The sequence below is a fragment of the Streptococcus sp. Marseille-Q6504 genome (assembly GCF_965111625.1).
The window spans coordinates 55,244-79,149 of sequence record NZ_CBCOON010000005.1 but is presented as its reverse complement, the minus strand read 5'-3'; the positions used below and the strand labels follow the sequence as shown (position 1 = coordinate 79,149).

At 40.3% G+C, this 23,906-nt stretch carries 19 protein-coding genes; 18 read left to right on the top strand and 1 reads right to left on the bottom strand.

The window, feature by feature from the left end; all coding sequences use genetic code 11:
- The first annotated feature begins 83 nt into the window (after positions 1 to 83).
- The 8 genes from ACWPUA_RS06330 (at position 84) to ACWPUA_RS06295 (ending at position 6,496) form a co-directional block, all read left to right on the top strand.
- Positions 84 to 962, top strand: coding sequence for a phosphate ABC transporter substrate-binding protein PstS (locus ACWPUA_RS06330; RefSeq protein ID WP_454379879.1), 879 nt, complete (start codon positions 84 to 86; stop codon positions 960 to 962).
- Positions 962 to 1,879 carry a phosphate ABC transporter permease subunit PstC gene (pstC, locus tag ACWPUA_RS06325; protein WP_036753861.1) on the top strand — a complete coding sequence of 306 codons (918 nt, stop codon included), beginning with the start codon at positions 962 to 964 and terminating at the stop codon, positions 1,877 to 1,879. The genes ACWPUA_RS06330 and pstC overlap by 1 nt, the downstream gene beginning before the upstream one ends.
- A complete protein-coding gene (gene pstA, locus ACWPUA_RS06320; RefSeq protein WP_006153485.1) occupies positions 1,869 to 2,753 on the top strand; it encodes a phosphate ABC transporter permease PstA in 885 nt (294 codons plus the stop codon). Before pstC ends, pstA begins: the two co-directional genes overlap by 11 nt.
- Before the next feature lie 10 nt (positions 2,754 to 2,763).
- The gene (pstB, locus tag ACWPUA_RS06315; RefSeq protein WP_004252558.1) at positions 2,764 to 3,567 is read left to right on the top strand and encodes a phosphate ABC transporter ATP-binding protein PstB; all 804 of its coding nucleotides are present in this window, start codon (positions 2,764 to 2,766) and stop codon (positions 3,565 to 3,567) included.
- A gap of 12 nt (positions 3,568 to 3,579) precedes the next feature.
- On the top strand, positions 3,580 to 4,338 hold the full coding sequence (pstB, locus tag ACWPUA_RS06310) for a phosphate ABC transporter ATP-binding protein PstB (RefSeq protein ID WP_006153712.1): 759 nt from the start codon (positions 3,580 to 3,582) through the stop codon (positions 4,336 to 4,338).
- A 10-nt stretch (positions 4,339 to 4,348) separates the two neighbouring features.
- Positions 4,349 to 5,002, top strand: a complete 654-nt coding sequence (gene phoU / locus ACWPUA_RS06305; protein WP_004252561.1) for a phosphate signaling complex protein PhoU — start codon at positions 4,349 to 4,351, stop codon at positions 5,000 to 5,002.
- A gap of 92 nt (positions 5,003 to 5,094) precedes the next feature.
- Entirely contained in the window at positions 5,095 to 5,562 is a 468-nt protein-coding gene (locus ACWPUA_RS06300; protein ID WP_254724317.1) for an NUDIX hydrolase, read from the top strand.
- A 118-nt stretch (positions 5,563 to 5,680) separates the two neighbouring features.
- On the top strand, positions 5,681 to 6,496 hold the full coding sequence (locus ACWPUA_RS06295; RefSeq protein ID WP_006152076.1) for an ABC transporter substrate-binding protein: 816 nt from the start codon (positions 5,681 to 5,683) through the stop codon (positions 6,494 to 6,496).
- Positions 6,497 to 6,614: 118 nt separating this feature from the next.
- Here ACWPUA_RS06295 and ACWPUA_RS06290 read toward each other — a convergent pair whose 3' ends face one another.
- The gene (locus ACWPUA_RS06290) at positions 6,615 to 7,943 is read right to left on the bottom strand and encodes an aminotransferase-like domain-containing protein (RefSeq protein WP_006151631.1); all 1,329 of its coding nucleotides are present in this window, start codon (positions 7,941 to 7,943) and stop codon (positions 6,615 to 6,617) included.
- A gap of 238 nt (positions 7,944 to 8,181) precedes the next feature.
- Between ACWPUA_RS06290 and budA the strand changes: the two genes are divergently transcribed.
- The 10 genes from budA (at position 8,182) to ACWPUA_RS06240 (ending at position 23,873) form a co-directional block, all read left to right on the top strand.
- The gene (gene budA / locus ACWPUA_RS06285) at positions 8,182 to 8,910 is read left to right on the top strand and encodes an acetolactate decarboxylase (RefSeq protein ID WP_454379874.1); all 729 of its coding nucleotides are present in this window, start codon (positions 8,182 to 8,184) and stop codon (positions 8,908 to 8,910) included.
- 12 nt (positions 8,911 to 8,922) lie between these two features.
- Positions 8,923 to 9,672: a YhfC family intramembrane metalloprotease gene (locus tag ACWPUA_RS06280; RefSeq protein WP_454379872.1), complete on the top strand. Its 750-nt coding sequence runs from the start codon at positions 8,923 to 8,925 to the stop codon at positions 9,670 to 9,672.
- A gap of 119 nt (positions 9,673 to 9,791) precedes the next feature.
- Positions 9,792 to 10,697 (top strand): UDP-N-acetylmuramate dehydrogenase, encoded by a 906-nt coding sequence (murB, locus tag ACWPUA_RS06275; protein WP_454379870.1) that lies wholly within the window; start codon positions 9,792 to 9,794, stop codon positions 10,695 to 10,697.
- A gap of 138 nt (positions 10,698 to 10,835) precedes the next feature.
- Positions 10,836 to 11,993, top strand: coding sequence for an ABC transporter ATP-binding protein (locus ACWPUA_RS06270; RefSeq protein ID WP_454379868.1), 1,158 nt, complete (start codon positions 10,836 to 10,838; stop codon positions 11,991 to 11,993).
- Positions 11,974 to 12,780 (top strand): ABC transporter permease, encoded by an 807-nt coding sequence (locus ACWPUA_RS06265; RefSeq protein ID WP_000754116.1) that lies wholly within the window; start codon positions 11,974 to 11,976, stop codon positions 12,778 to 12,780. Before ACWPUA_RS06270 ends, ACWPUA_RS06265 begins: the two co-directional genes overlap by 20 nt.
- Positions 12,777 to 13,550 (top strand): ABC transporter permease, encoded by a 774-nt coding sequence (locus ACWPUA_RS06260; protein WP_454379866.1) that lies wholly within the window; start codon positions 12,777 to 12,779, stop codon positions 13,548 to 13,550. Before ACWPUA_RS06265 ends, ACWPUA_RS06260 begins: the two co-directional genes overlap by 4 nt.
- Positions 13,547 to 14,617 carry an ABC transporter substrate-binding protein gene (locus ACWPUA_RS06255; protein ID WP_454379864.1) on the top strand — a complete coding sequence of 357 codons (1,071 nt, stop codon included), beginning with the start codon at positions 13,547 to 13,549 and terminating at the stop codon, positions 14,615 to 14,617. The genes ACWPUA_RS06260 and ACWPUA_RS06255 overlap by 4 nt, the downstream gene beginning before the upstream one ends.
- 519 nt (positions 14,618 to 15,136) lie before the next feature.
- Positions 15,137 to 15,622: an LURP-one-related/scramblase family protein gene (locus ACWPUA_RS06250; RefSeq protein ID WP_454379862.1), complete on the top strand. Its 486-nt coding sequence runs from the start codon at positions 15,137 to 15,139 to the stop codon at positions 15,620 to 15,622.
- A gap of 16 nt (positions 15,623 to 15,638) precedes the next feature.
- Positions 15,639 to 18,257, top strand: a complete 2,619-nt coding sequence (gene alaS / locus ACWPUA_RS06245) for an alanine--tRNA ligase (RefSeq protein ID WP_454379860.1) — start codon at positions 15,639 to 15,641, stop codon at positions 18,255 to 18,257.
- A 351-nt stretch (positions 18,258 to 18,608) separates the two neighbouring features.
- A complete protein-coding gene (locus ACWPUA_RS06240) occupies positions 18,609 to 23,873 on the top strand; it encodes a Cna B-type domain-containing protein (RefSeq protein ID WP_454379858.1) in 5,265 nt (1,754 codons plus the stop codon).
- Positions 23,874 to 23,906 lie beyond the last annotated feature (33 nt).

The following is a 23,906-nucleotide window of genomic DNA, read 5'->3' as shown; positions in this document are numbered from 1 at the left end:
TGGAAGTATGGATTTTCCCTGAAAACAATAGAAAATAGGGCGAAAATTCAAGCTATTCATCATTATTTTCAAGGAGACAAATAGTGAAAAAATTTAAAAAACTCACCATCTCTCTTGCAACTCTTTTACTTGCTGGGTCGCTAGCAGGATGTGCAAGTTGGATTGATCGTGGGGAGTCTATGACGGCTGTCGGTTCAACTGCTCTTCAACCTTTAGTCGAGGCGGCAGCAGATGAATTTGCGTCCGCACACATTGGTAAAACAGTCAATGTTCAAGGCGGTGGTTCAGGTACAGGTCTGTCTCAAGTCCAGTCTGGAGCGGTAGACGTCGGTAACTCGGATGTATTTGCTGAGGAAAAAGACGGAATCGATGCATCTGCCTTAGTTGACCACAAGGTAGCTGTTGCGGGAATAGCTGTTATCATCAACAAAGAAGTAGATGTTGATAATCTTACGACAGAACAACTTCGCAAAATTTTTACAGGTGAAATTACCAACTGGAAAGAAGTCGGCGGTAAGGATTTAGCTGTTTCTATTATCAACCGTGCTGCGAGCTCAGGTTCTCGTGCTACCTTTGACAGTGTGATTATGAATGGTCAGTCAGCGGTTCAAAGTCAGGAACAGGATTCAAACGGTATGGTGAAGTCCATAGTTTCCCAAACACCAGGTGCTATCTCATACTTGGCTTTCGCCTATGTTGATGATTCTGTTGGGACTATTAAACTTAACGGCTATGAACCAATTTCTGAGAATGTAACCACGAATAACTGGCCTTTGTGGTCTTATGAACACATGTATACTCTTGGTGAGCCAAAAGAATTAGTTGCAGAATTCTTGAACTTTGTTCTTTCAGATGAAGCTCAGAATGGAATCGTAAAAGGAATGGGCTATATTTCTGTCAAGGAAATGAAGGTTGAAAAAGATGCTGCAGGAACTGTGACAGTGCTAGAAGGGAGTCAATAATGAATCAAGAAGAATTATCTAAAAAATTGCTCTCTCCGTCAAAGAACTCTCGTCTTGAGAAATTAGGAAAAGGACTAACCTTTGCCTGCCTTTCTTTGATTGTCATCATCGTTGCTATGATTTTGATTTTCGTAGCCCAGAAAGGCTTATCGACCTTCTTTGTCAATGGAGTCAACATTTTTGATTTTCTATTTGGACAGACTTGGAATCCATCTGGGAAACAATTTGGTGCCCTACCAATGATTTTAGGTTCCTTTATTGTTACCATCTTATCGGCTCTGATCGCGACACCATTTGCCATTGGTGCTGCAGTTTTTATGACTGAGGTGTCACCAAAAGGAGCCAAAATTTTGCAACCAGCTATCGAGCTCCTAGTTGGGATTCCTTCAGTAGTTTATGGATTTATCGGTTTGCAGGTCGTGGTACCTTTTGTACGTACTGTCTTTGGTGGTACTGGTTTTGGTATTTTATCAGGAATTTTCGTTCTCTTTGTTATGATTTTGCCGACTGTAACCTTCATGACAACAGATAGCTTACGTGCGGTTCCTCGTCACTACCGTGAAGCAAGTTTAGCCATGGGAGCGACTCGTTGGCAAACAATCTGGCGTGTAACCTTGAAGGCTGCTCGTTCAGGTATTTTTACGGCAGTAGTCTTCGGAATGGCGCGTGCCTTTGGTGAAGCCCTTGCGATTCAGATGGTTGTCGGTAACTCAGCAGTTGTTCCAACTTCATTGACGACACCAGCAGCGACTCTGACATCTGTTTTGACCATGGGAATCGGAAATACCGTTATGGGAACTGTTGATAATAATGTTCTTTGGTCACTGGCCTTAGTATTGCTCTTGATGAGTTTGGCCTTTAACAGTGTCATTAAATTGATTACGAAAGAAAGAGGAAAGAAAAACTATGCACGCTAAGAAATTAGATAAACTTGCAACAGCTGTCCTCTATACCATCGCAGGAATCATCGTGACCATTCTAGCTTCCTTGATTCTTTATATCTTGGTTCGAGGCTTGCCGCATGTTTCTTGGTCATTCTTGACTGGAAAATCATCCTCTTATCAAGCAGGTGGTGGTATTGGAATTCAACTTTATAATTCCTTCTTCCTTTTGGTCATTACCTTATTCATTTCTGTGCCTCTATCAATGGGGGCTGGAATTTACTTGGCTGAGTATGCTAAAAAAGGTCGTGTTACCAATTTCGTTCGTACCTGTATTGAGATTTTGTCTTCATTACCATCAGTCGTTGTAGGTCTCTTTGGTTATCTCATCTTTGTAGTTCAGTTTGAGTATGGATTTTCTATTATTTCAGGTGCCTTGGCTTTGACCGTCTTTAACCTACCTCAGATGACTCGTAACGTTGAAGACAGTTTGAAGCACGTTCACCATACGCAACGTGAAGCTGGTTTGGCACTTGGTCTTTCTCGTTGGGAAACAGTCCTTCATGTCGTTATTCCTGAAGCTCTTCCTGGAATTGTAACGGGGATTGTGCTTGCATCAGGTCGTATCTTTGGTGAAGCTGCAGCTCTTATCTATACTGCAGGACAATCTGCGCCAGCTCTTGACTGGTCTAACTGGAACGTTCTAAGTGTATCTAGTCCAATTTCAATCTTCCGCCAAGCAGAAACCTTGGCTGTTCATATCTGGAAAGTCAACAGTGAAGGAACTATTCCTGATGGAACACTTGTTTCAGCAGGTTCTGCTGCGGTGCTCCTCATCTTTATCTTAATCTTTAACTTTGGAGCACGTAAACTCGGAAGCTATCTACATAAGAAATTAACGGCAGCCTAAAGGAGAAGCCATGTCAAAATATAATTGGGATGAAAGGCATATCATTACTTTTCCAGAAGAAAAAGTGGCCCTCTCTACGAAGGATTTACATGTTTACTACGGTAAGAATGAATCCATCAAGGGCGTGGATATGCAATTCGAAAAAAATAAAATTACGGCCTTGATTGGTCCATCAGGATCTGGGAAATCAACCTACCTACGCAGTCTCAATCGTATGAATGATACCATTGATATTGCTAAGGTTACTGGACAAATTCTCTATCAGGGAATTGACGTTAACCGTCCTGAAATCAATGTTTATGAAATGCGTAAACATATCGGAATGGTGTTCCAACGTCCAAACCCATTTGCTAAATCAATCTACCGCAACATCACCTTCGCACATGAACGTGCAGGAGTTAAGGACAAGAAGGTCCTTGATGAAATTGTAGAAACCTCTCTTCGCCAGGCTGCCCTCTGGGATCAGGTCAAAGATGACCTCCATAAGTCAGCCTTGATGCTTTCAGGTGGTCAGCAGCAACGTCTCTGTATCGCGCGTGCTATTTCTGTAAAACCAGACATTCTCTTGATGGATGAGCCGGCATCAGCCTTGGATCCGATTGCGACAGCTCAGCTAGAGGAAACTATGCTTGAGTTGAAGAAGGACTTCACCATCATCATCGTGACCCATAGCATGCAACAGGCTGCGCGTGCGAGTGACTACACTGGATTTTTCTACTTAGGTGATTTGATTGAGTACGATAAAACGTCAAACATTTTCCAAAATGCCAAGCTACAGTCTACCAATGACTATGTAACTGGACACTTTGGTTAGAAAGGAAACAGTATGACAGAACCGATTTTACAGGTCAAAGACCTGTCTGTTTATTACAACAAAAAGAAGGCCTTGAATAGTGTTTCCTTATCTTTCCAACCCAAGGAAATTACCGCCCTTATCGGTCCCTCTGGATCTGGGAAATCAACACTTCTAAAGGCTATCAATCGTATGGGAGATTTAAATCCAGAGGTGACAACTACTGGATCAGTGGTATACAATGGTCACAATATTTATAGTCCACGTACCGATACGGTTGAATTACGTAAGGAAATCGGAATGGTTTTCCAACAACCCAATCCTTTCCCAATGTCCATCTATGAAAATGTTGTCTATGGTCTTCGAATTAATGGAGAAAAAGATAAGAACGTTTTGGACGAAGCTGTAGAAAAAGCTTTACAAGGGGCCTCTATTTGGGATGAGGTTAAGGACCGTTTGCATGATTCTGCAATTGGTCTGTCTGGTGGACAGCAGCAACGTGTCTGTGTTGCCCGTGTTTTGGCAACTAGTCCAAAGATTATCCTCTTGGATGAGCCGACCTCAGCCTTAGACCCTATTTCAGCTGGGAAAATCGAAGAAACCCTATATAGTCTCAAGGACAAGTACACCATGCTATTGGTTACTCGTTCCATGCAGCAAGCATCTCGAATCTCTGATAAAACAGGCTTTTTCCTCAATGGAGATTTGATTGAATTTAACGATACCAAGGAAATGTTCCTCTATCCACAACATAAGGAAACAGAAGATTACATTTCAGGTAAATTTGGATAAGGAGAAAAAGATGTTACGATCTCAATTTGAAGAAGATTTAGAGAAATTGCATAACCAATTCTACGCTATGGGACAAGAAGTTCTTTCCCAAATCAATCGAACTGTACGTGCTTTTGTCACTCATGACCGTGACTTGGCTAAAGAAGTCATCGAGCAAGACGCAGAAGTCAATGAATACGAATTGAAACTTGAAAAGAAATCATTTGAAATCATTGCCCTTCAACAGCCAGTATCACAAGACTTACGTACAGTTCTAACAGTTCTAAAGGCTGTTTCAGACTTGGAACGTATGGGAGACCATGCTGTATCCATTGCTGAGGCAACCATTCGTATGAAGGGGGAACAACGCATCCCAGCAGTCGAAGAAGAAATCAAAAAAATGGGACGAGATGTTAAAGATTTCGTAGAAACAACCCTTGAACTTTACCTAAACGGATCAGTTGATAAGGCCTATGAAGTTGCAACCATGGATGAAAAAATCAACCATTACTTTGAAAATATTCGTGATCTGGCAACTGAAGAAATTAGAAAGAATCCAGATGCTATTGTCACAGGTCGCGATTACTTCCAAGTGATTTCATACTTGGAGCGTATCGGTGACTATGCAAAGAATATCTGTGAATGGGTTGTTTACTTTGAAACAGGTAAAATTGTAGAATTGTAAAATATATAGAAGATAAAAATTATTGTGAAAGCTTACTTTTTAATATAGTAAGCTTTCATTGTATCGATAGTTTACTTTGTCAGAGGTGAATAATGAACTATATACAGAGTATAAGAAAAAAAGTTGGAAAAGATAAAATTATTCTAAATTTTACTTGTGGAATTTTAAGTCAATCAGGAAAAATATTATTACAAAAACGAGCAGACAAAGGAACTTGGGGGTTACCAGGTGGTGCTATTGAATTAGGTGAATCGGCTGTAGAAGCATTAGTGAGAGAGTTTTATGAAGAAACTGGAGTGAAAGTAATAGTGAAAAAACTCTTAAATGTTTATACAAAATATTCAGATAGTTATCCAAATGGTGATGAGGCACAAGTTATTACAATGTTGTATTTAGTTACATCTGAAACTTCGATCTCTACAAATGTTTTTACGAGTGATGAAACTTTAGAATTAGGGTTGTTTGATCACAGGGACATGCAAAATATCACAATTGTAAACCAGCAACATCAAGATATGATAAATGATTTTTTTGAAAATTGTTTCCCAATAGATAGATAAACCAATCATTGAATTTGTATTTTTTATAAATTTATTCTATGGAAAACGCAAGAAAATGTTGACAATTATTTTTAATTAAGTTATAATTATACAAAATCAACAGAGAGGTTGTTTATTTATGAAGTTTAAAAAATGGATATTTGTTTTATGTAGTTTTCTTGTAAGTTTCTTTTTAGTAGCTTGTCAATCGTCTAGCTCAAGCTCACAGTCTGCAGTAGAGGCTATCAAACAAAAAGGGAAATTAGTGGTCGCAACTAGTCCAGACTATGCACCTTTTGAGTTTCAAGCTTTAGTAGACGGGAAAAACCAAGTGGTAGGTGCTGATATTGACATGGCACAAGCCATCGCTGATGAACTTGGAGTGAAATTGGAAATTTCAAGCATGAGTTTTGATAATGTCTTGACCAGTCTTCAAACTGGGAAAGCTGATTTGGCTATTGCGGGAATCAGTGCAACTGAAGAAAGAAAAGAAGTTTTCGATTTCTCAATTCCTTACTATGAAAACAAAATTAGCTTTCTAATTAGAAAATCTGATCTTGAAAAATACAAGGATTTGGATTCTCTAGCAAGTGCAAATATCGCTGCTCAAAAAGGAACTGTTCCAGAATCTATGGTTAAGGAGCAACTTCCAAAAGCACAGTTGACTTCATTGACCAATATGGGAGAAGCTGTTAATGAGCTTCAATCAGGTAAGGTTGATGCTGTTCATATGGATGAGCCTGTTGCTTTAAGCTATGCTGGTAAAAACTCTGATTTGGCTGTTGCTACAGTCAGCTTGACCATGAAAGAAGGCGAAGCAAATGCTGTTGCTATCAAAAAAGGCAACTCAGATTTGAAAGAAGTAGTTGATAAGGTCATCCAAAAACTCAAAGATGACGGCACTTATCAAACTTATCTTGAAAAGGCTGCTAAGCTAACAGAAGTAGAACAATAAAAAATAACAGAGGCTGGGACAAAAGTCCTAGCCTCTCAATTGTCATTGGATTATCAAGCAAGACGCAGTGGTTGAGTGGGCTCTACTACGCTGATTTCATCAGCTTTTACAGCCTTACTCAACTGTGCGGAGGTGGGACGACGAAATCGAATTCTAACGAATTACCGATTTCTGTCCCACTCTCTGTTTTTAAGTAATTTAATGTTGTTTCAAGACTTTCTAAAGGAACCTTAGCAAATTGATAAGGGCAAGTCTCAATGTAGGACGATTCGAAAAAGTCTAGATTTAAAGAGCTATGTTTGAGCCTTGCAATCTTAGGATAGTTCCTGAGATCAAGCAAAAGTCCATCATGGAGAGGATAGTTTGGTAGGGAAAGGGGATAAGATTTTAATAGCCTATGAATGAAGTCTTGACTTTTCTCTTGCAGTGCCAATCTTGCTAATCTATTTTTTTCAAAAAGCTGACTATCGATGTAGAGTGATAAAGCCTTTTGCATAATGAGGTTGTTATCATAGTCCAGAATGTTTTTGTAGGCCACAAAAAGACTTTTAATAGGATTTGGAAGTATGAGAGCAGTGATTCGAAGTGCGGGGAAAATACTTGTTGAAAAAGACTTGATGTAGATGACCAAATCTTTTTGGTCCAAATAATGAAAGGTTTGTCCCATTTTAGGATCCAGGTCACCTAGATAGTCATCTTCAACTATATAGATTTGATATTTTGCAGCTAAGTCAAGGATAGCAAGTTTTTCCTCCTCAGAATAGGAATGCCCCAGAGGATAATGAAAACGAGGAATGGTATAGAAAAACTTAATCTTTCCACTCTTAAACTGTTTCTCAAGTTCGTTTAGGTCAATACCGTCCACCCGACGTTCAATGGTTTGATAGGGAATGTTTTGAGCTAGTAGTAGTTGATTCATCCGATGATAGGTCGGTTGTTCAACCAGTATTTCCTGAGCTTGACCTGGAAAATCAATCTGAGAAAGAATAAACAGTGCTTGCTGGGTTCCAGACGTCATGACTAACTGGTCTGCCTTACTATAAATCGCTTGATCAAAAAGTAATGTCTGAACAGATTTTCGTAATTCTTCTAAGCCCTCTTGGTTTTCATAGTAGTTGTAGAGATAATTTTCTCGTCCAATCAAGCTTTCATTGACGCAAAGCCGAAAATCATCATAGGCAGCCACATGTTCATCGTTAACTGAGATAATTAGGTCTTCGTGACTGGTTTGTTGTTCCAATACATAATAACCACTTTGAGGTTTGGAGTAAATGTATTTCTCGTATCGAAGTTCCATGAGTGCACGCTGAACAGTGTCCTTACTGCAGTGGAAATCTTGACTGAGTCTTCGAATAGATGGCAGGCGACTTCCTGTTGCAAATCTACCTGATTCTATCTCATTTTTTAGATAGTGAACAACTTGTTCGTACTTACTTTCTTGCTTCATTCCAGACCTCTCTTGATTTTGTTACATTGTACCTTTTTTTTAGAAGTTTGGCAATGTTATACTCTTCGAAAATCTCTTCAAACCGCGTCAACGTCACCTTGCCATACTCAAGTAAAGGCTGCGGCTAGTTTCCTAGTTTGCTCTTTAATTTTCATTAAGTATTAAAAGGCAGTCTAGCATTCAATTCTAATCAGAAATGTGATATACTTAGTAAGTAAAATTTTCAAAGAATAGTGAGATGATAAAGGTGCAAGAACCAGTTAAATTATTCCAATATAATACTTTGGGAGCATTGATGGCAGGACTTTACGGTGGAACTATGACCGTTGGTGAATTGCTTGAACATGGAGATTTAGGGCTAGGAACCCTAGATTCTATCGATGGGGAGTTAATTGTCTTAGATGGAAAAGCTTATCAGGCTAAAGGGTCAGGTGACAAACCTGAAATCGTGGAAGTTTCACCAGATGCACTGATTCCTTATGCGGCAGTTGTACCCCACCAGGCAGAAGTTATTTTCCGCCAACGTTTTGAAATGACTGATAAGGAACTAGAAAAACGTATTGAGTCCTACTATGATGGAGAAAATCTTTTCCGTTCGATTAAGATTCATGGTGATTTTAAACACATGCATGTTCGCATGATTCCAAAATCGACAAGCGAAACGAAGTTTGCTGAGGTTGCGACTCATCAGCCTGAATATAGTTGCGAAAATGTTTCTGGGACTATCGTTGGATTCTGGACACCTGAAATTTTCCATGGTGTCAGTGTCGCAGGCTATCATTTGCACTTTATTTCAGATGATCTAACCTTTGGTGGTCACGTTATGGACTTTATCATCAAGGAGGGAATCGTAGAGGTTGGAGCTGTCGATCAGTTGGATCAACGTTTCCCTGTCCAAGATCGTCAGTACCTCTTTGCTGAGTTCAATGTTGATGAGATGAAAAAAGATATCGATCAGGCTGAATAAAAGGAGAAAAGTATGAAAATTCATGTAATAATTACTATGATAGCTTTAGTTGTATTTCTTATAGCAGCCATTTGGTATGCAAAAAAGAAATACAAGATTAACCTTTCGGTACTAGGTCTTGGGGCAGTGGCATTCTTTGTTTCTTCTCAAGTCTTGGAGAAAATCGTTCATCTCCTAGTTCTTCATCCACAAAAAGACGGAACTATTTCGCTCATGCAGGAGCACCCTTTTTTATATGTCCTTTATGGAATTGCTATGGCAGCTATCTTTGAAGAAACGGCTCGCCTTGTCTTCTTTAAATGGTTAGAGAAGAAGAGAAACTTAGAAGATTCAGATGCCTTAGCTTATGGGTTGGGGCATGGAGGTTTGGAGTTGCTCTACCTAGGAATGGGAAGTTTGATTAGTCTTTTGATCCTCCTTTCATTATTAGAGTCTCCAAATCCCGATGTAGCAAATCTCCTTCCTAAAACTACACTCGAAACAGTCCAATCTCTATCTGGATGGCAGGTTTATTTACTCGGTGTTGAGCGTGTGCTTGCTCTGGTGATGCAAATTGGTCTCTCTTTCTGGGTTTATCAAGCAGTCCGTCAAAAAACTTGGATTTACCTAGTAGCTGCTTATGGTTTGCACGCCTTATTCGATCTAGCTCCTAGTCTTTCACAGGTTGGTTGGATTTCAAATCCGCTTCTTGTCGAAGGATTGTTAGCAGTGGAAGTTGTTCTATTTGTATACTTTACAAAAACTATCTTGTATAAAAAATAATCATGCAAAAGAGGTCTGACCTCTTTTTTACTTGTGTGAATAAAAAAGCTTTTCAAATCGTCGAAAAAAATCGCTAAAAATGGTATAATGGAATGAATTTTATTAAAAGGATAAGAAAGATGACTGTATTAGATAAATTAAAAGAAACCTTAGAAGGAATTGATATTCGATTCGATGAGCCATTGAAAACTTATACCTATACCAAAGTCGGAGGGAAGGCAGATTACTTAGCTTTTCCTCGTAATCATTATGAGATGGCCCGTGTGGTTAAGTTCGCTAATCAAGAAAATATCCCATGGATGGTTCTTGGAAATGCCAGTAATATTATTGTCCGAGAAGGCGGAATTCGTGGCTTTGTCATTATGTGTGACAAACTCAACTGTGTTTCTGTAGATGGTTATACCATTGAAGCAGAGGCTGGAGCTAACCTGATTGAGACCACTCGTATAGCTCTTCGTCATAGCTTGACTGGTTTTGAGTTTGCCTGTGGCATTCCCGGAAGCATCGGTGGTGCTGTCTTTATGAATGCTGGTGCTTATGGTGGTGAGATTGCTCATATCTTGCAATCGTGTCAGGTTTTAACCAAAGAAGGTGAAATCGAGACTTTATCTGCCAAAGACTTAGCCTTTGGTTATCGTCATTCAGCCATTCAAGATTCTGGTTCAGTAGTCTTATCGGCTAAATTCGCACTATCTCCAGGGAATTACGAGACTATTAATCAAGAAATGGAACGTTTGACTCACCTTCGAGAACTCAAACAACCGTTGGAGTATCCATCTTGTGGTTCTGTCTTTAAACGTCCGGTTGGGCATTTTGCAGGGCAATTGATTTCAGAAGCTGGTTTGAAGGGCTACCGTATCGGTGGTGTCGAAGTCTCAGAAAAACATGCAGGCTTTATGATAAATGTAGCTGATGGAACTGCTAGAGATTATGAAGACTTAATTGAGTCTGTCATTGAAAAAGTTAAAGAACATTCAGGTGTTACCCTCGAGCGAGAAGTACGTATCTTGGGTGAACACGAATAACATTATTTTTACATAGTATTCAAAGATTGGGATTTTATTGCTAAGTGAGGTTTAGGTCATTTTATTTCCTACGCTTGTGTCTAGCATTTAACAAGGTCCCAATCTGTTAATTTACGAAGAAAAAGGAATTTAGAGGAATTGAAAAAACCAATTATCGAATTCAGAAACGTTTCTAAAGTTTTTGAAGACAGTGACACTATGGTTCTCAAGGATATTAACTTTGAGTTGGAAGAAGGAAAATTTTATACACTGCTAGGAGCTTCTGGTTCAGGAAAATCAACCATCCTAAATATCATTGCAGGTTTGCTGGATGCAACGACGGGAGACATTTTGCTAGACGGCGTGCGTATCAATGACATCCCGACCAATAAACGCGATGTTCACACGGTTTTCCAATCTTACGCCTTGTTCCCACATATGAATGTCTTTGAAAATGTTGCCTTTCCATTGCGATTGCGTAAGGTCGATAAGAAAGAAATCGAACGACGTGTGCTAGAAGTTCTCAAGATGGTACAGTTGGAAGGTTTTGAAAAACGTTCTATTCGTAAGCTTTCTGGAGGACAACGTCAGCGTGTAGCTATTGCGCGTGCCATTATCAACCAGCCTCGTGTGGTACTCTTGGATGAGCCCTTGTCAGCCCTTGACTTGAAGTTGCGGACAGACATGCAGTACGAACTACGTGAACTGCAACAACGCTTGGGCATCACCTTTGTCTTTGTTACTCACGATCAGGAAGAAGCCTTGGCCATGAGTGACTGGATTTTTGTCATGAATGACGGTGAGATTGTTCAGTCAGGTACACCAGTGGATATCTATGATGAGCCCATTAACCACTTTGTAGCCACCTTTATTGGTGAATCAAATATCTTGCCAGGAACCATGATCGAGGACTACTTGGTTGAGTTCAATGGCAAACGATTTGAAGCGGTCGACGGTGGGATGAAGCCAAATGAACCGGTCGAAGTCGTTATTCGTCCAGAGGACTTGCGCATTACTCTGCCAGAAGAAGGAAAACTTCAAGTTAAAGTCGATACGCAGCTCTTCCGTGGGGTTCACTATGAGATTATCGCCTATGACGAACTTGGTAATGAATGGATGATCCACTCAACTCGTAAGGCCATCGTTGGTGAAGAAATCGGGCTGGACTTTGAACCAGAAGACATCCACATCATGCGTCTCAATGAAACAGAAGAAGAGTTCGATGCTCGTATCGAAGAGTACGTAGAAATCGAAGAGCATGAAGCAGGTTTGATTAACGCTATTGAGGAGGAAAGAGATGAAGAAAACAACCTCTAAACTCTTTGTAGTGCCCTACATGCTTTGGATTGCACTCTTTGTATTGGCACCCTTGGTCTTGATTTTTGGACAATCATTTTTCAACATCGAAGGTCAGTTCAGTTTAGAAAACTATAAATCCTATTTTGCGTCGCAAAACTTAACCTATCTCAAAATGAGCTTCAACTCTGTTCTCTATGCAGGGATTGTGACTCTAGTGACGCTCTTGATTAGCTATCCAACAGCCCTCTTTTTGACTCGTCTCAAACACCGTCAACTCTGGCTCATGCTAATCATTTTACCAACCTGGATCAACCTACTGCTTAAGGCTTATGCCTTTATCGGGATTTTTGGTCAAAATGGCTCTATTAACCAATTCCTAGAATTTATCGGAATTGGTTCTCAGCAGTTGCTATTTACAGATTTCTCCTTTATCTTTGTTGCAAGCTACATCGAGCTTCCATTTATGATTTTGCCCATCTTCAATGTCTTGGATGATATGGATAATAATCTCATCAATGCCAGCTACGACCTCGGTGCAACCAAGTGGGAAACCTTCCGTCATGTCATCTTCCCTCTGTCTATGAACGGGGTGAGAAGCGGAGTTCAATCTGTCTTTATCCCAAGTTTGAGTCTCTTCATGTTGACCCGTTTGATTGGGGGGAACCGAGTGATTACTTTGGGGACTGCTATTGAGCAAAACTTCTTGACCAATGACAACTATGGTATGGGCTCAACTATCGGTGTTGTTCTTATCCTGACTATGTTTATCACTATGTGGGTGACTAAGGAAAGGAGAGAACGATGAAAAAATTATCAAATCTTTACCTAGCCTTTGTCTTTATCGTCCTTTATTTGCCAATCTTTTACCTGATCGGATATGCCTTCAATGCTGGGGATGATATGAATAGCTTTACAGGCTTTAGTTTGTCTCACTTTGAAACCATGTTTGGAGATGGAAGACTCATGCTCATCTTGGTTCAAACCTTTTTACTTGCCTTTCTATCAGCCTTGATTGCGACTATTATTGGGACTTTCGGTGCCATTTACATTTATCAATCACGTAAAAAATACCAAGAAGCCTTTCTATCACTTAATAACATTTTGATGGTTGCACCCGATGTTATGATTGGTGCCAGTTTCTTGATTCTCTTTACCCAACTCAGGTTCTCTCTTGGTTTTTTGACAGTGTTGTCTAGTCACGTGGCCTTCTCGATTCCAATCGTAGTACTTATGGTCTTGCCTCGATTGAAAGAGATGAATGGGGATATGATCCATGCGGCCTATGACCTTGGAGCTAGCCAGTTCCAGATGTTTAAGGAAATTATGCTTCCTTACTTAACGCCGTCTATCATCGCAGGCTACTTTATGGCTTTCACCTATTCGCTAGATGACTTTGCCGTGACCTTCTTTGTAACAGGGAATGGATTTTCAACCTTGTCAGTCGAGATCTACTCTCGGGCTCGTAAGGGAATTTCGCTGGAAATCAATGCTCTTTCAGCCTTGGTCTTTCTCTTTAGTATTATCCTGGTTGTAGGGTATTACTTCATTTCACGCGAGAAGGAGGAGAAAGCATGAAACGACTCTATTCATTTTTAGCAGGAATTTTAGCCATTATCCTTGTCTTATGGGGAATTTCCTATCATCTTGATAGTAAAATCAATAGTCGAGATAGCCAAAAACTAGTTATCTACAACTGGGGAGATTATATCGATCCTGAACTTTTGGAGAAATTTACAGAAGAAACAGGAATCCAAGTCCAGTACGAAACCTTTGACTCTAACGAAGCCATGTACACGAAAATCAAGCAGGGTGGGACAACCTATGATATTGCTATCCCAAGTGAGTACATGATTAACAAAATGAAGGATGAAGACCTCTTAGTTCCACTGGATTATAGTAAAATTGAGGGAATTGAGAATATCGGTCCAGAATTTCTCAACCAGTCTTTCGATCCAAATAACCAGTACTCTATCCCATACTTCTGGGGAACTTTGGGAATTGTCTATAATGAAACCATGGTGGAAGAAGCGCCTGAACATTGGGACGACCTCTGGAAACCAGAATACAAGGATTCGATCATGCTCTTTGATGGGGCGCGTGAAGTACTTGGTTTAGGTCTTAACTCACTAGGTTATAGCCTCAACTCAAAAGATCCAGAACAACTATCACAAACGGTTGATAAACTGTATGAGCTAACTCCTAATATCAAGGCAATTGTAGCCGATGAGATGAAGGGTTACATGATTCAGAACAATGCTGCTATCGGTGTGACCTTCTCAGGGGAAGCTAGCCAGATGTTGGAAAAGAATCCTAACCTCAAATATGTTGTGCCGACAGAAGCAAGTAACCTCTGGTTTGACAACATGGTTATTCCTAAAACTGTCAAGAACCAAGATGCAGCCTATGCCTTCATCAACTTCATGTTGAAGCCTAAAAATGCTCTAAAAAATGCTGAGTATGTTGGCTACTCAACACCAAACAATGCTGCTAAGGAAATGCTCCCAGAGGAGACAAAAGAGGACAAGTCCTTCTATCCCGATGCAGATACAATGAAACACCTAGAAGTTTATGAAAAATTTGACCATAAATGGACAGGAATCTACAGTGACCTCTTCCTACAGTTTAAGATGTATCGGAAGTAGAAGTATATAAAATAAAAACGAATCAGTAAATCTGGTTCGTTTTTTGAATAGATCGTAATTTGTATAACTGTTTATTTTTACTATCCTATTTGCTTATTTTATTTCCTAGTAGTATACTAATCTTATCATAATAGAAGGCGGTAACAAAGATGAAAATATCTACTTTTTTCAAAAAAAGTTACTGGCCACCCTTTTTAATTGTTAAAGAAAAATGGCAGTAAGAAAAAATATATCTTGAAAAAGTAATCTGAGATATAGGGATTTGGTTATTTAAATGGGGATTATTTCCAGTTGACTCAAATTCAAAAAAACAGTATAATAGGAATGTTGAGAATTGATTTTCTCCCCATCTTAGTTCAGAGAAATGGCGGTGCTGCGAGCCATCTAAGCTAGAAAATCATGCTACTCGATTGTAACAATTGCATAAGAATCAAGAATGACAAGTTCATTGAATGAAGGTGGTACCGCGGTTTTTCGCCCTTCGTGATATGGATTTGTCTTTTATTTTTGGAGGTGCTTATGAGAAGATTTCTTGTCAAACAAAAATTTCGCCTAGGTGGTGAACGCTTTGATATCAAGGATGAAATGGGCAATGTCGCCTATCAGGTTGAAGGTTCATTTTTTAAGATTCCTAAGACCTTTACTATTTTTGATAATTCTGGTGAACAGGTTAGTGAGATTAGTAAAGAAATGTTGACCTTCTTGCCTCGTTTTGAAATTCAACTGACTAACGGAGATAGCTTTTATATCCGCAAGAAGTTGACTTTCTTTAGAGATAAGTATGAATTTGACAACCTCGGTCTGCGCATTGAGGGAAATATCTGGGATTTAAACTTTAAACTTTTGGATGACCGTGATCAAGTGATTGCAGAAATCGCCAAGGAACTCTTCCATTTAACCTCTACCTATACCGTAACCGTCTATGACGAATCTTATGCAGACCTAGTCATTTCCCTCTGTGTCGCTATCGACTATGTAGAAATGCTAGAAAGAGACTCAAATTAGTAAAAAGGAGATACAAATGAAACAATTATCTAGTGCACAAGTCCGCCAAATGTGGCTTGATTTCTGGGCGACCAAAGGCCACTCTGTAGAACCATCAGTTAGCTTGGTTCCAGTAAATGACCCAACACTTTTGTGGATCAACTCAGGGGTTGCAACCCTTAAGAAATACTTTGACGGAACTATTATTCCTGAGAACCCACGTATTACCAATGCGCAAAAGGCTATCCGTACCAACGATATTGAAAACGTAGGGAAGACGGCGCGTCACCATACCATGTTTGAAATGTTGGGAAACTTCTCAATTGGGGATTACTTCCGTGACGAAGCCATTACTTGGGCTTATGAACTTTTGACAAGTCCTGAATGGTTTGACTTCCCAGCTGAAAAACTTTACATGACCTACTACCCAGCTGATACAGATTCTTACAACCGCTGGATTGAAGTGGGCGTGGATCCAAGTCACTTGATTCCAATCGAAGACAACTTCTGGGAAATTGGTGCTGGACCTTCTGGACCAGATACAGAAATCTTCTTTGACCGTGGGGAAGCCTTTGACCCAGAAAATATTGGAATTCGCTTGCTTGCAGAAGATATTGAAAACGACCGTTACATCGAAATCTGGAACATCGTCTTGTCACAGTTCAATGCGGACCCAGCAGTCCCTCGTAGCGAATACAAGGAATTGCCACACAAGAACATTGATACGGGCGCTGGTTTGGAGCGTTTGGTAGCCGTTATACAAGGGGCAAAGACAAACTTTGAAACAGACCTATTTATGCCTATCATTCGCGAAGTTGAGAAGTTATCTGGTAAGGTTTATGACCAAGATGGCGACAACATGAGCTTCAAGGTCATCGCTGACCACATCCGTTCTCTTTCATTTGCTATCGGTGATGGTGCTCTCCCTGGAAATGAAGGTCGTGGTTATGTCCTTCGTCGTCTCCTCCGTCGTGCCTCTATGCATGGTCAAAAATTGGGTATCAATGAGCCTTTCCTTTACAAACTCGTTCCAACTGTAGGAAAAATCATGGAAAGCTACTACCCAGAAGTGCTTGAAAAACGTGACTTTATTGAGAAAATCGTTAAGAGCGAAGAAGAGTCATTTGCTCGTACTCTTCACTCAGGTCAACACTTTGCCCAAGGCATCGTAACAGACTTGAAAGAAAAAGGACAATCTGTCATCGCTGGTCAAGATGTCTTCAAACTCTACGATACTTACGGATTCCCAGTGGAGTTGACAGAAGAAATCGCTGAAGAAGCTGGTATGACTGTAGACCGTGAAGGCTTCGAAGCAGCCATGAAGGAACAGCAAGAACGTGCGCGTGCATCTGCTGTCAAAGGCGGATCTATGGGGATGCAAAATGAAACCCTTCAAAACATTACTGTAGAGAGCGTCTTCAACTACAATGCTAGCCAATTGTCTTCTAAATTGGTGGCTATCGTAGCGGATAATGCAGAAGTAGAAGCTGTATCTGAAGGAACTGCATCTCTTATCTTTGCTGAAACTCCATTCTACGCTGAAATGGGTGGACAGGTAGCTGACCACGGTCAAATCTTGGATGCTGCAGGAAACCTTGTAGCGACTGTAACGGATGTTCAAAAAGCACCAAATGGACAGGCTCTTCATACTGTTGAAGTCCTTGCACCGCTTGCTTTGAACCAAGAATACACTTTGGCCATCGATAGCAATCGTCGTCACCGTGTCATGAAGAACCACACAGCAACTCACTTGCTCCATGCGGCCCTTCACAATATCCTTGGCCACCATGCAACTCAAGCAGGTTCACTTAATGAAGTAGAATTCCTCCGCTTTGACTTCACCCATTTCCAAGCTGTGACTCCAGAAGAATTGCGTGTTATTGAGCAACAAGTCAATGAGAAAATCTGGGAAGCCATCGCAGTCAAGACTGTTGAGACAGACATCGACACAGCCAAAGAAATGGGAGCTATGGCCCTCTTTGGTGAGAAATACGGTAAGGAAGTCCGTGTTGTAACGATTGGTGACTACTCAGTTGAACTTTGTGGTGGTACTCACGTAGGTAACACTTCTGAAATCGGTCTCTTCAAGATTGTCAAGGAAGAAGGGATCGGATCAGGGACTCGTCGTATCTTGGCAGTGACTGGTAAGGAAGCCTTTGAAGCTTATCGTGATCAAGAAGATGCACTGAAAGCCGTCGCAGCAACCTTGAAAGCTCCTCAACTCAAAGAAGTACCTCACAAGGTTGAAGGACTTCAAGAACAACTCCGTCAATTGCAAAAAGAAAATGCAGAATTGAAGGAAAAAGCTGCAGCAGCAGCGGCAGGTGATGTCTTCAAGAATGTTCAAGAAGCAAACGGCCACCGTTACATTGCGAGTCAAGTTTCTGTTTCAGATGCAGGTGCTCTTCGTACCTTTGCAGATAACTGGAAGCAAAAAGACTACTCAGACGTCCTTGTTCTTGTCGCAGCCATCGGTGACAAGGTCAACCTTCTTGTAGCTAGCAAGACAAAAGACATCCACGCAGGTAACTTGGTTAAAGAATTAGCTCCAATCGTTGATGGACGTGGTGGTGGTAAACCAGACATGGCCATGGCAGGAGGAAGCAACCAATCTAAGATCCAAGAATTATTGGATGCAGTAGCAGGTAAATTGTAATATAAAGAATCTACCAATTTTGGTAGATTCTTTTATTTATTAGAGGTTATTAGAAACATTCTCTTCATAACTATTTAGAAAATGACGGTCATTTCTTTAGTAGTAGACGAATCCAATCTATCCTATGGTGAAACAATTACTAAAAATATGATGATTTCAAAACACAGAAATATAAAAAAAATGTACATAGGGAGAAAAAATGTATAATTTTGTAGATAATTTTTATAAGTTGTGATAAAATTAATTTGAGCCATTGTGTTTCAATTAATATAAAGGAGAAGAAAAATGAAAAGGAGAAAGTCCTTATGGAAAACCTTTTTGAGGAAAGGTTTTGCCCTATTCACCATATTGATGATGCTAGGACAAATGAGCCAAGGAACTGTATCAGTTCTGGCTAAAGAACTAGCGGTCGGAGATAATGGTGCCTTAGATGTTAGTCTATTGTATGGCGATAAACAAGACCATCCTGGTGGGATGGCCTATAGTACAGGTGACACTATGTCTGGGTACATCCAGATTACACCAAAAAACCTGACAACAGACCTTGATGATGTTGCTGTGAATCTAGTGTTACCAGGGAAATACCTGGATGAGGTTAATATTCCCGATTTCAATAGTAGTTCGCAACATGATGCACCAGCTGTGACCAAGGTAGGAGATGACTACCATGTAACTCTACATTTTACGAACTACCAAAAATCTGAAGTCTTGACCCTGCCATTCATCGCCAAGTTTAAGTTAGGATTCCCTCCTACCAACTACTTGATGGATATTACAGGGACGCTCAATATCAATGGTGCTGAGACTGCTTTAAATAGTATCACTTGGAAGCCTCAATACAAGGATTATACCTTGACCAAGTTTGTCAATCAGAACTATAATGCGACGATGTCTAGAGACTATGCGGAAGCATCTCCAGGGATTGTAACTGGAGCAGATGGCAAAAAGTACATTGAAAAAACTACCTCAGTTCCGTTTGCCTTCTTGTTAGATGGAATGCGTGGACAGTACAATGGTAGCTATCGTCAGTTGGAATCTGCAACGATCACAGATAAGCTGCCAACCTATACGGACAAAGATGGAAAAACTCGTACAGCGGTTCTAGATATAGAAAAATCAGAAGGCTGGGTCGACAATGGGGATGGCACAGTTTCAAAAACTTTTGTGGCTGATGAAAATAAAAATGTTCAAAGTTACCACGGAGATTTGATGCAAAAGATTCAAGACAAGAGTTTCTTGTACTTGAAGTTCCCTGATTTGGTCATGGAGAAAGACCAAACCCTAGAGGATGTCTTAGTGAAAGACTTGACTAATACTGCAACTGTCGTGGGGGTTCCTGCGGAACGTGGGGAGGGAGAACCTGATGTAACGGCTGAAGACTCTCTCATCTTCCGATTAACCTCTCGTGACTTGGAAGGAAAAGGATCTTTTGCGAAACAAGCAGAAGGAAATGTTTACGACTCGACCGACTACAAGGCAGCCAACTACAAATGGCTCTTGAAATACAATAACATCACACCATTTGCTCAGAAAAACCTTGTCTTTTATGACGAGCAAGTAGACTCTCGTTTGAAGTTCACTAAGATAGAATATACTCGCATGATGATTGGGAACTATGGAAATGGACCTTTGATCAATCAATATGTAAAACGCATCATCCTTACAATGGAAGATGGTTCGACCAAAGAAATCCAACCAGAGGCAGACAAGGATGGATTTGGAAGTACTGATTTGACCAAATATGGAACGGTCGTTGGCTGGAAGCTGGAGATGAAAGATGATTTTGAGCTTCCATCAGGTCAAGGGATTTTTATTACTACCTACACAGCCTTCAAAGATCCAGAAAAAACTCAATACGACGAGAATGATGAGACCAAGAATGTCTATGAAAATACTGGTCGCATTACTTATAAAACTCAATCAGGCGCAGATAGAGATCAATCTGCTAAATGGAAATTTAAGCTTCTTCCATTGACAGAAAATGTTGAACTAACTAAAAATACTGATTATAACAATGTCCAGTTCACAGATGGGAAAACTATTCGTTTTGCTCTATCTGCGGAGAATGTGCGTTTGGATCCAGGTAAGGACTACAAAGACTTGCGAGTCATTGACCTCTTTGATCCAAATACGCTGGATATCGACTTCAATAACTTAGATCAATATTTTGATAAGAACGGTCGCTATTATAGCCCTTGGTATAAATCCTATGAGGTCATCGAAAACTACCACAACTCTGGACGTTCTGCCTTGATTTTCCACTTGGATCAGAAGGAATTTATCAAACGCTCTCTAGAGACTGGTGGTCAAGTTCGTTTACCATTTATCTATACCAAACTAAAAGGGAAGGCAGATGGCGGAACCTTTACCAACCATATCTATATGGTGGGAGAAGGACTTTGGGATTTAGAAACTGCTAACCCTAATAAGGTTGCAGTAGATAGCTATGATTTAAATAATAATGGTTCTACAACGGATAAAATCTCTCATGCAGAATCAAACTATACCATTGTAGCAGCTGAAGGTGTATATTCTCGTAAGTTTATTGCCAAGAATGACGACTTATCTGATGCATCAACAGTGACTCGTACCTTTAAACCAGGGGAAACCTTTAATTATAAATTAACAATCAAAAATAATACAGATACTCCTGTTGAAAATACTGTTATTTTTGATGCCCTTCCAAAAGTAGGTGATGTCAATACACTTGATGCTTCAGCCCGTAAGACAGAATACACTGTAAGTCTTCGCGGTCCTATCACTGCGCCAGAAGGATGGACAGCATACTACACAACAGATACCACAGTTACATCTAGTACCATGGCACAAGCTGCAGATAAAGATATTTGGACAACAGATATCACAGACTTTAGTAAAGTGACAGGAATTAAGATTGTTGCTAACGAAGGAACCACTATTGGTGCTCGTAGTCAAGTAGATATTGCTGTACCTGTTGTCAATCCAAGTGAATTGACAGACCAAGTTAAGCAATTGATGCTAGACCGTACAGAAGATAACAAGGATAATGGTGGTCGTTCAGGTGTCGTACAAGCTCATAACCAATTTGGTTACAAGGCTAAAGGCCATGAAGGAAACCGTGAGTCTAATACAGTAACTTCTCAAATTTTTGGCGCTAGCTTCCATGTGAAGAAGGTTGATAAAGACGATACTAGCAAAGGATTAGCTGGTGCTGAGTTCAATTTATTGGATGCTAGTGGTGCAGTCCTTGCGACTCAAGTTTCTGATAAGGATGGAAATGTTGCTTTTACAACCTTAACAGAAGGAACTTATACTCTTAAAGAAACTAAAGCACCAACTAATTATAAGTTGGATGAGACTGAACATGCAGTCGTGGTGACCTACGATGCAGATCAACAAATCTATCATGTCACAATTGACGGAGAAGCTATTGGTTCAAAAGCTTCACCAAAACTAATCACAAATGAGAATGATATAAAATATCTCAATCTAGAAGCGACTAAAGTTTGGGATGACCAAGACAACATAGAAGGTCTTCGTCCTGAATCCATCGAGTTCCAATTGTACAAAAATGGAACAGCAGAAGGCAATCCAGTAGCACTTTCAGCAGGAAGTGACTGGAAAGTAAGCTTTAGCAATCTTCCAGATAAAGATAGCAATGGTAACCTTATCAGCTATACAGTAAAAGAAGTTAAAGTACCAACTTATTACACAGTTGATAAAGAAGAAGCTCAGTTTGTAGATGGGAAAGCAACAATTACCAATAAGCGTACTCCTGAAACAACAGAAGTAACTGTGAAAAAAGTTTGGGATGATGCTAAAAACCAAGACGGTCTCCGCCCAACAACTATTACGGTTCATCTCTTGGCTAATGGTGAGAAAGTCCAAACCTCAACAGTTTCTGGTGAGGGAGAAACATGGAGTCATACCTTCACAAACCTACCAGTCTATAAAAACGGTCAGAAAATCATCTACACTGTGACAGAAGACACCGTAGCGAACTACTCAACAGCTATCGACGGTACAACTATTACAAACACTTACAAACCAGGTAAAACTAGTTTAACAGTGACTAAGAAATGGGCTGATGCAGAAAACCAAGACGGCCTTCGTCCAAAGACTATCAAGGTTCAACTCTATGCTGATGGTCAAGAATTAGGTAAAGTAGTAGAGCTCTCTGAAGATAACAAATGGACTTACACCTTCTCTGAATTGGATGAGAAAAAAGATGGCAAAGCTGTTCAATATACAGTGAAAGAAACAGAAGTGCCAGAAGGTTATACTCAAACGGTTGAAGCAACCAATCCAGGTCAGGTAGTGATTACGAATAGCCGCACTCCTTCTAAGACTAGAGTTCAAGTAACCAAGAAATGGGATGATGCCAACAACCAAGATGGACTTCGTCCAGCATTAATTACGGTTAGACTCTATAAGGATGGTGCACCTACAGACCAGACTCTTGAATTGTCAGAAGCTAATCAATGGCATGGAACCTTTGAAAACCTTGATGTAAATGCAGCTGGTAAGGCCCTTAACTACACTGTAAAAGAAGAGAATGTCCCAGAAGGCTATACTCTTTCGATTGATGACAAGGATCCAGCTCATCCTGTCTTAACCAATAAGCATGAACCAACTGTCACTCAGGTTAAGGTCACAAAGAAATGGGATGACGCTAATAACCAAGATGGCCTACGTCCAAAAGAAATTCGCGTCCAATTGTATGCGGGTGATCAAAAGCTAGGCAAGGAAGTTGTCTTGTCTGCAGACAATAAATGGACTCATACCTTTGAGAAACTTGCTGAAAAAGCAAACGGACAAGATATTCACTATTCTGTGAAAGAAGTGGACGTTCCGGAAGGTTACACCGTAACAGAAGAGAGTAAGGAGAAGGGTGATGTCGTCTTGACCAACACGCACACTCCAAGTACGGTGGATATCCCAGTCACTAAGATCTGGGTGGACAATGACAACCAAGATGGTCTTCGTCCGGCTAAAATCACTGTGAAGCTTCTGGCCAATGGTGGAGAAGTGGCTCGCAAAGATATTACAAGCGAGACCGATTGGAAAGAAACCTTTACTGGCCTTCCTAAGTTTAAGGATGGCAAGGAAATCGTCTACACCCTTCAAGAAGAAAAGGTTGAAAATTATTCACCAAGCATTGACCAAGAAAACTATACTATTACCAATACGCACACTCCAGGTAAGACCACCCTCTCTGTAACCAAACAGTGGGATGACCAAGAGGACAAAGATGGCCTTCGTCCGAAGAGTGTGAAAGTGCAACTTTATGCGGATGGTAAGAAATCTGGTGAAGTCATTGAGTTGTCAGCTGAGAACAAGTGGACTCATACCTTTGCGTATTTGGACAAAAATGTCAAGGGCAAAGCTATCACCTACACGGTGGAAGAAGTAGATGTTCCAACAGGTTACCAAGTGACGAAAACCGATGACGGTCAAGGTAATGTTGTTCTTACAAATAAACATGAACCAAGTATTCCTCCAACTACAACAACTGAAGAACCGAAAAAGAAAGTTGAGTTGCCAAATACTGGTTCGACTGAATCTATTCTTAGCCTAATCTTAGCTCTTGCTGGAGTTAGCCTTGCAGCTTATCTGCTTAAAAAGAAGAAAGATTAAGAGTAAGCTTCAATAAAATCTTGTTTAAGAATC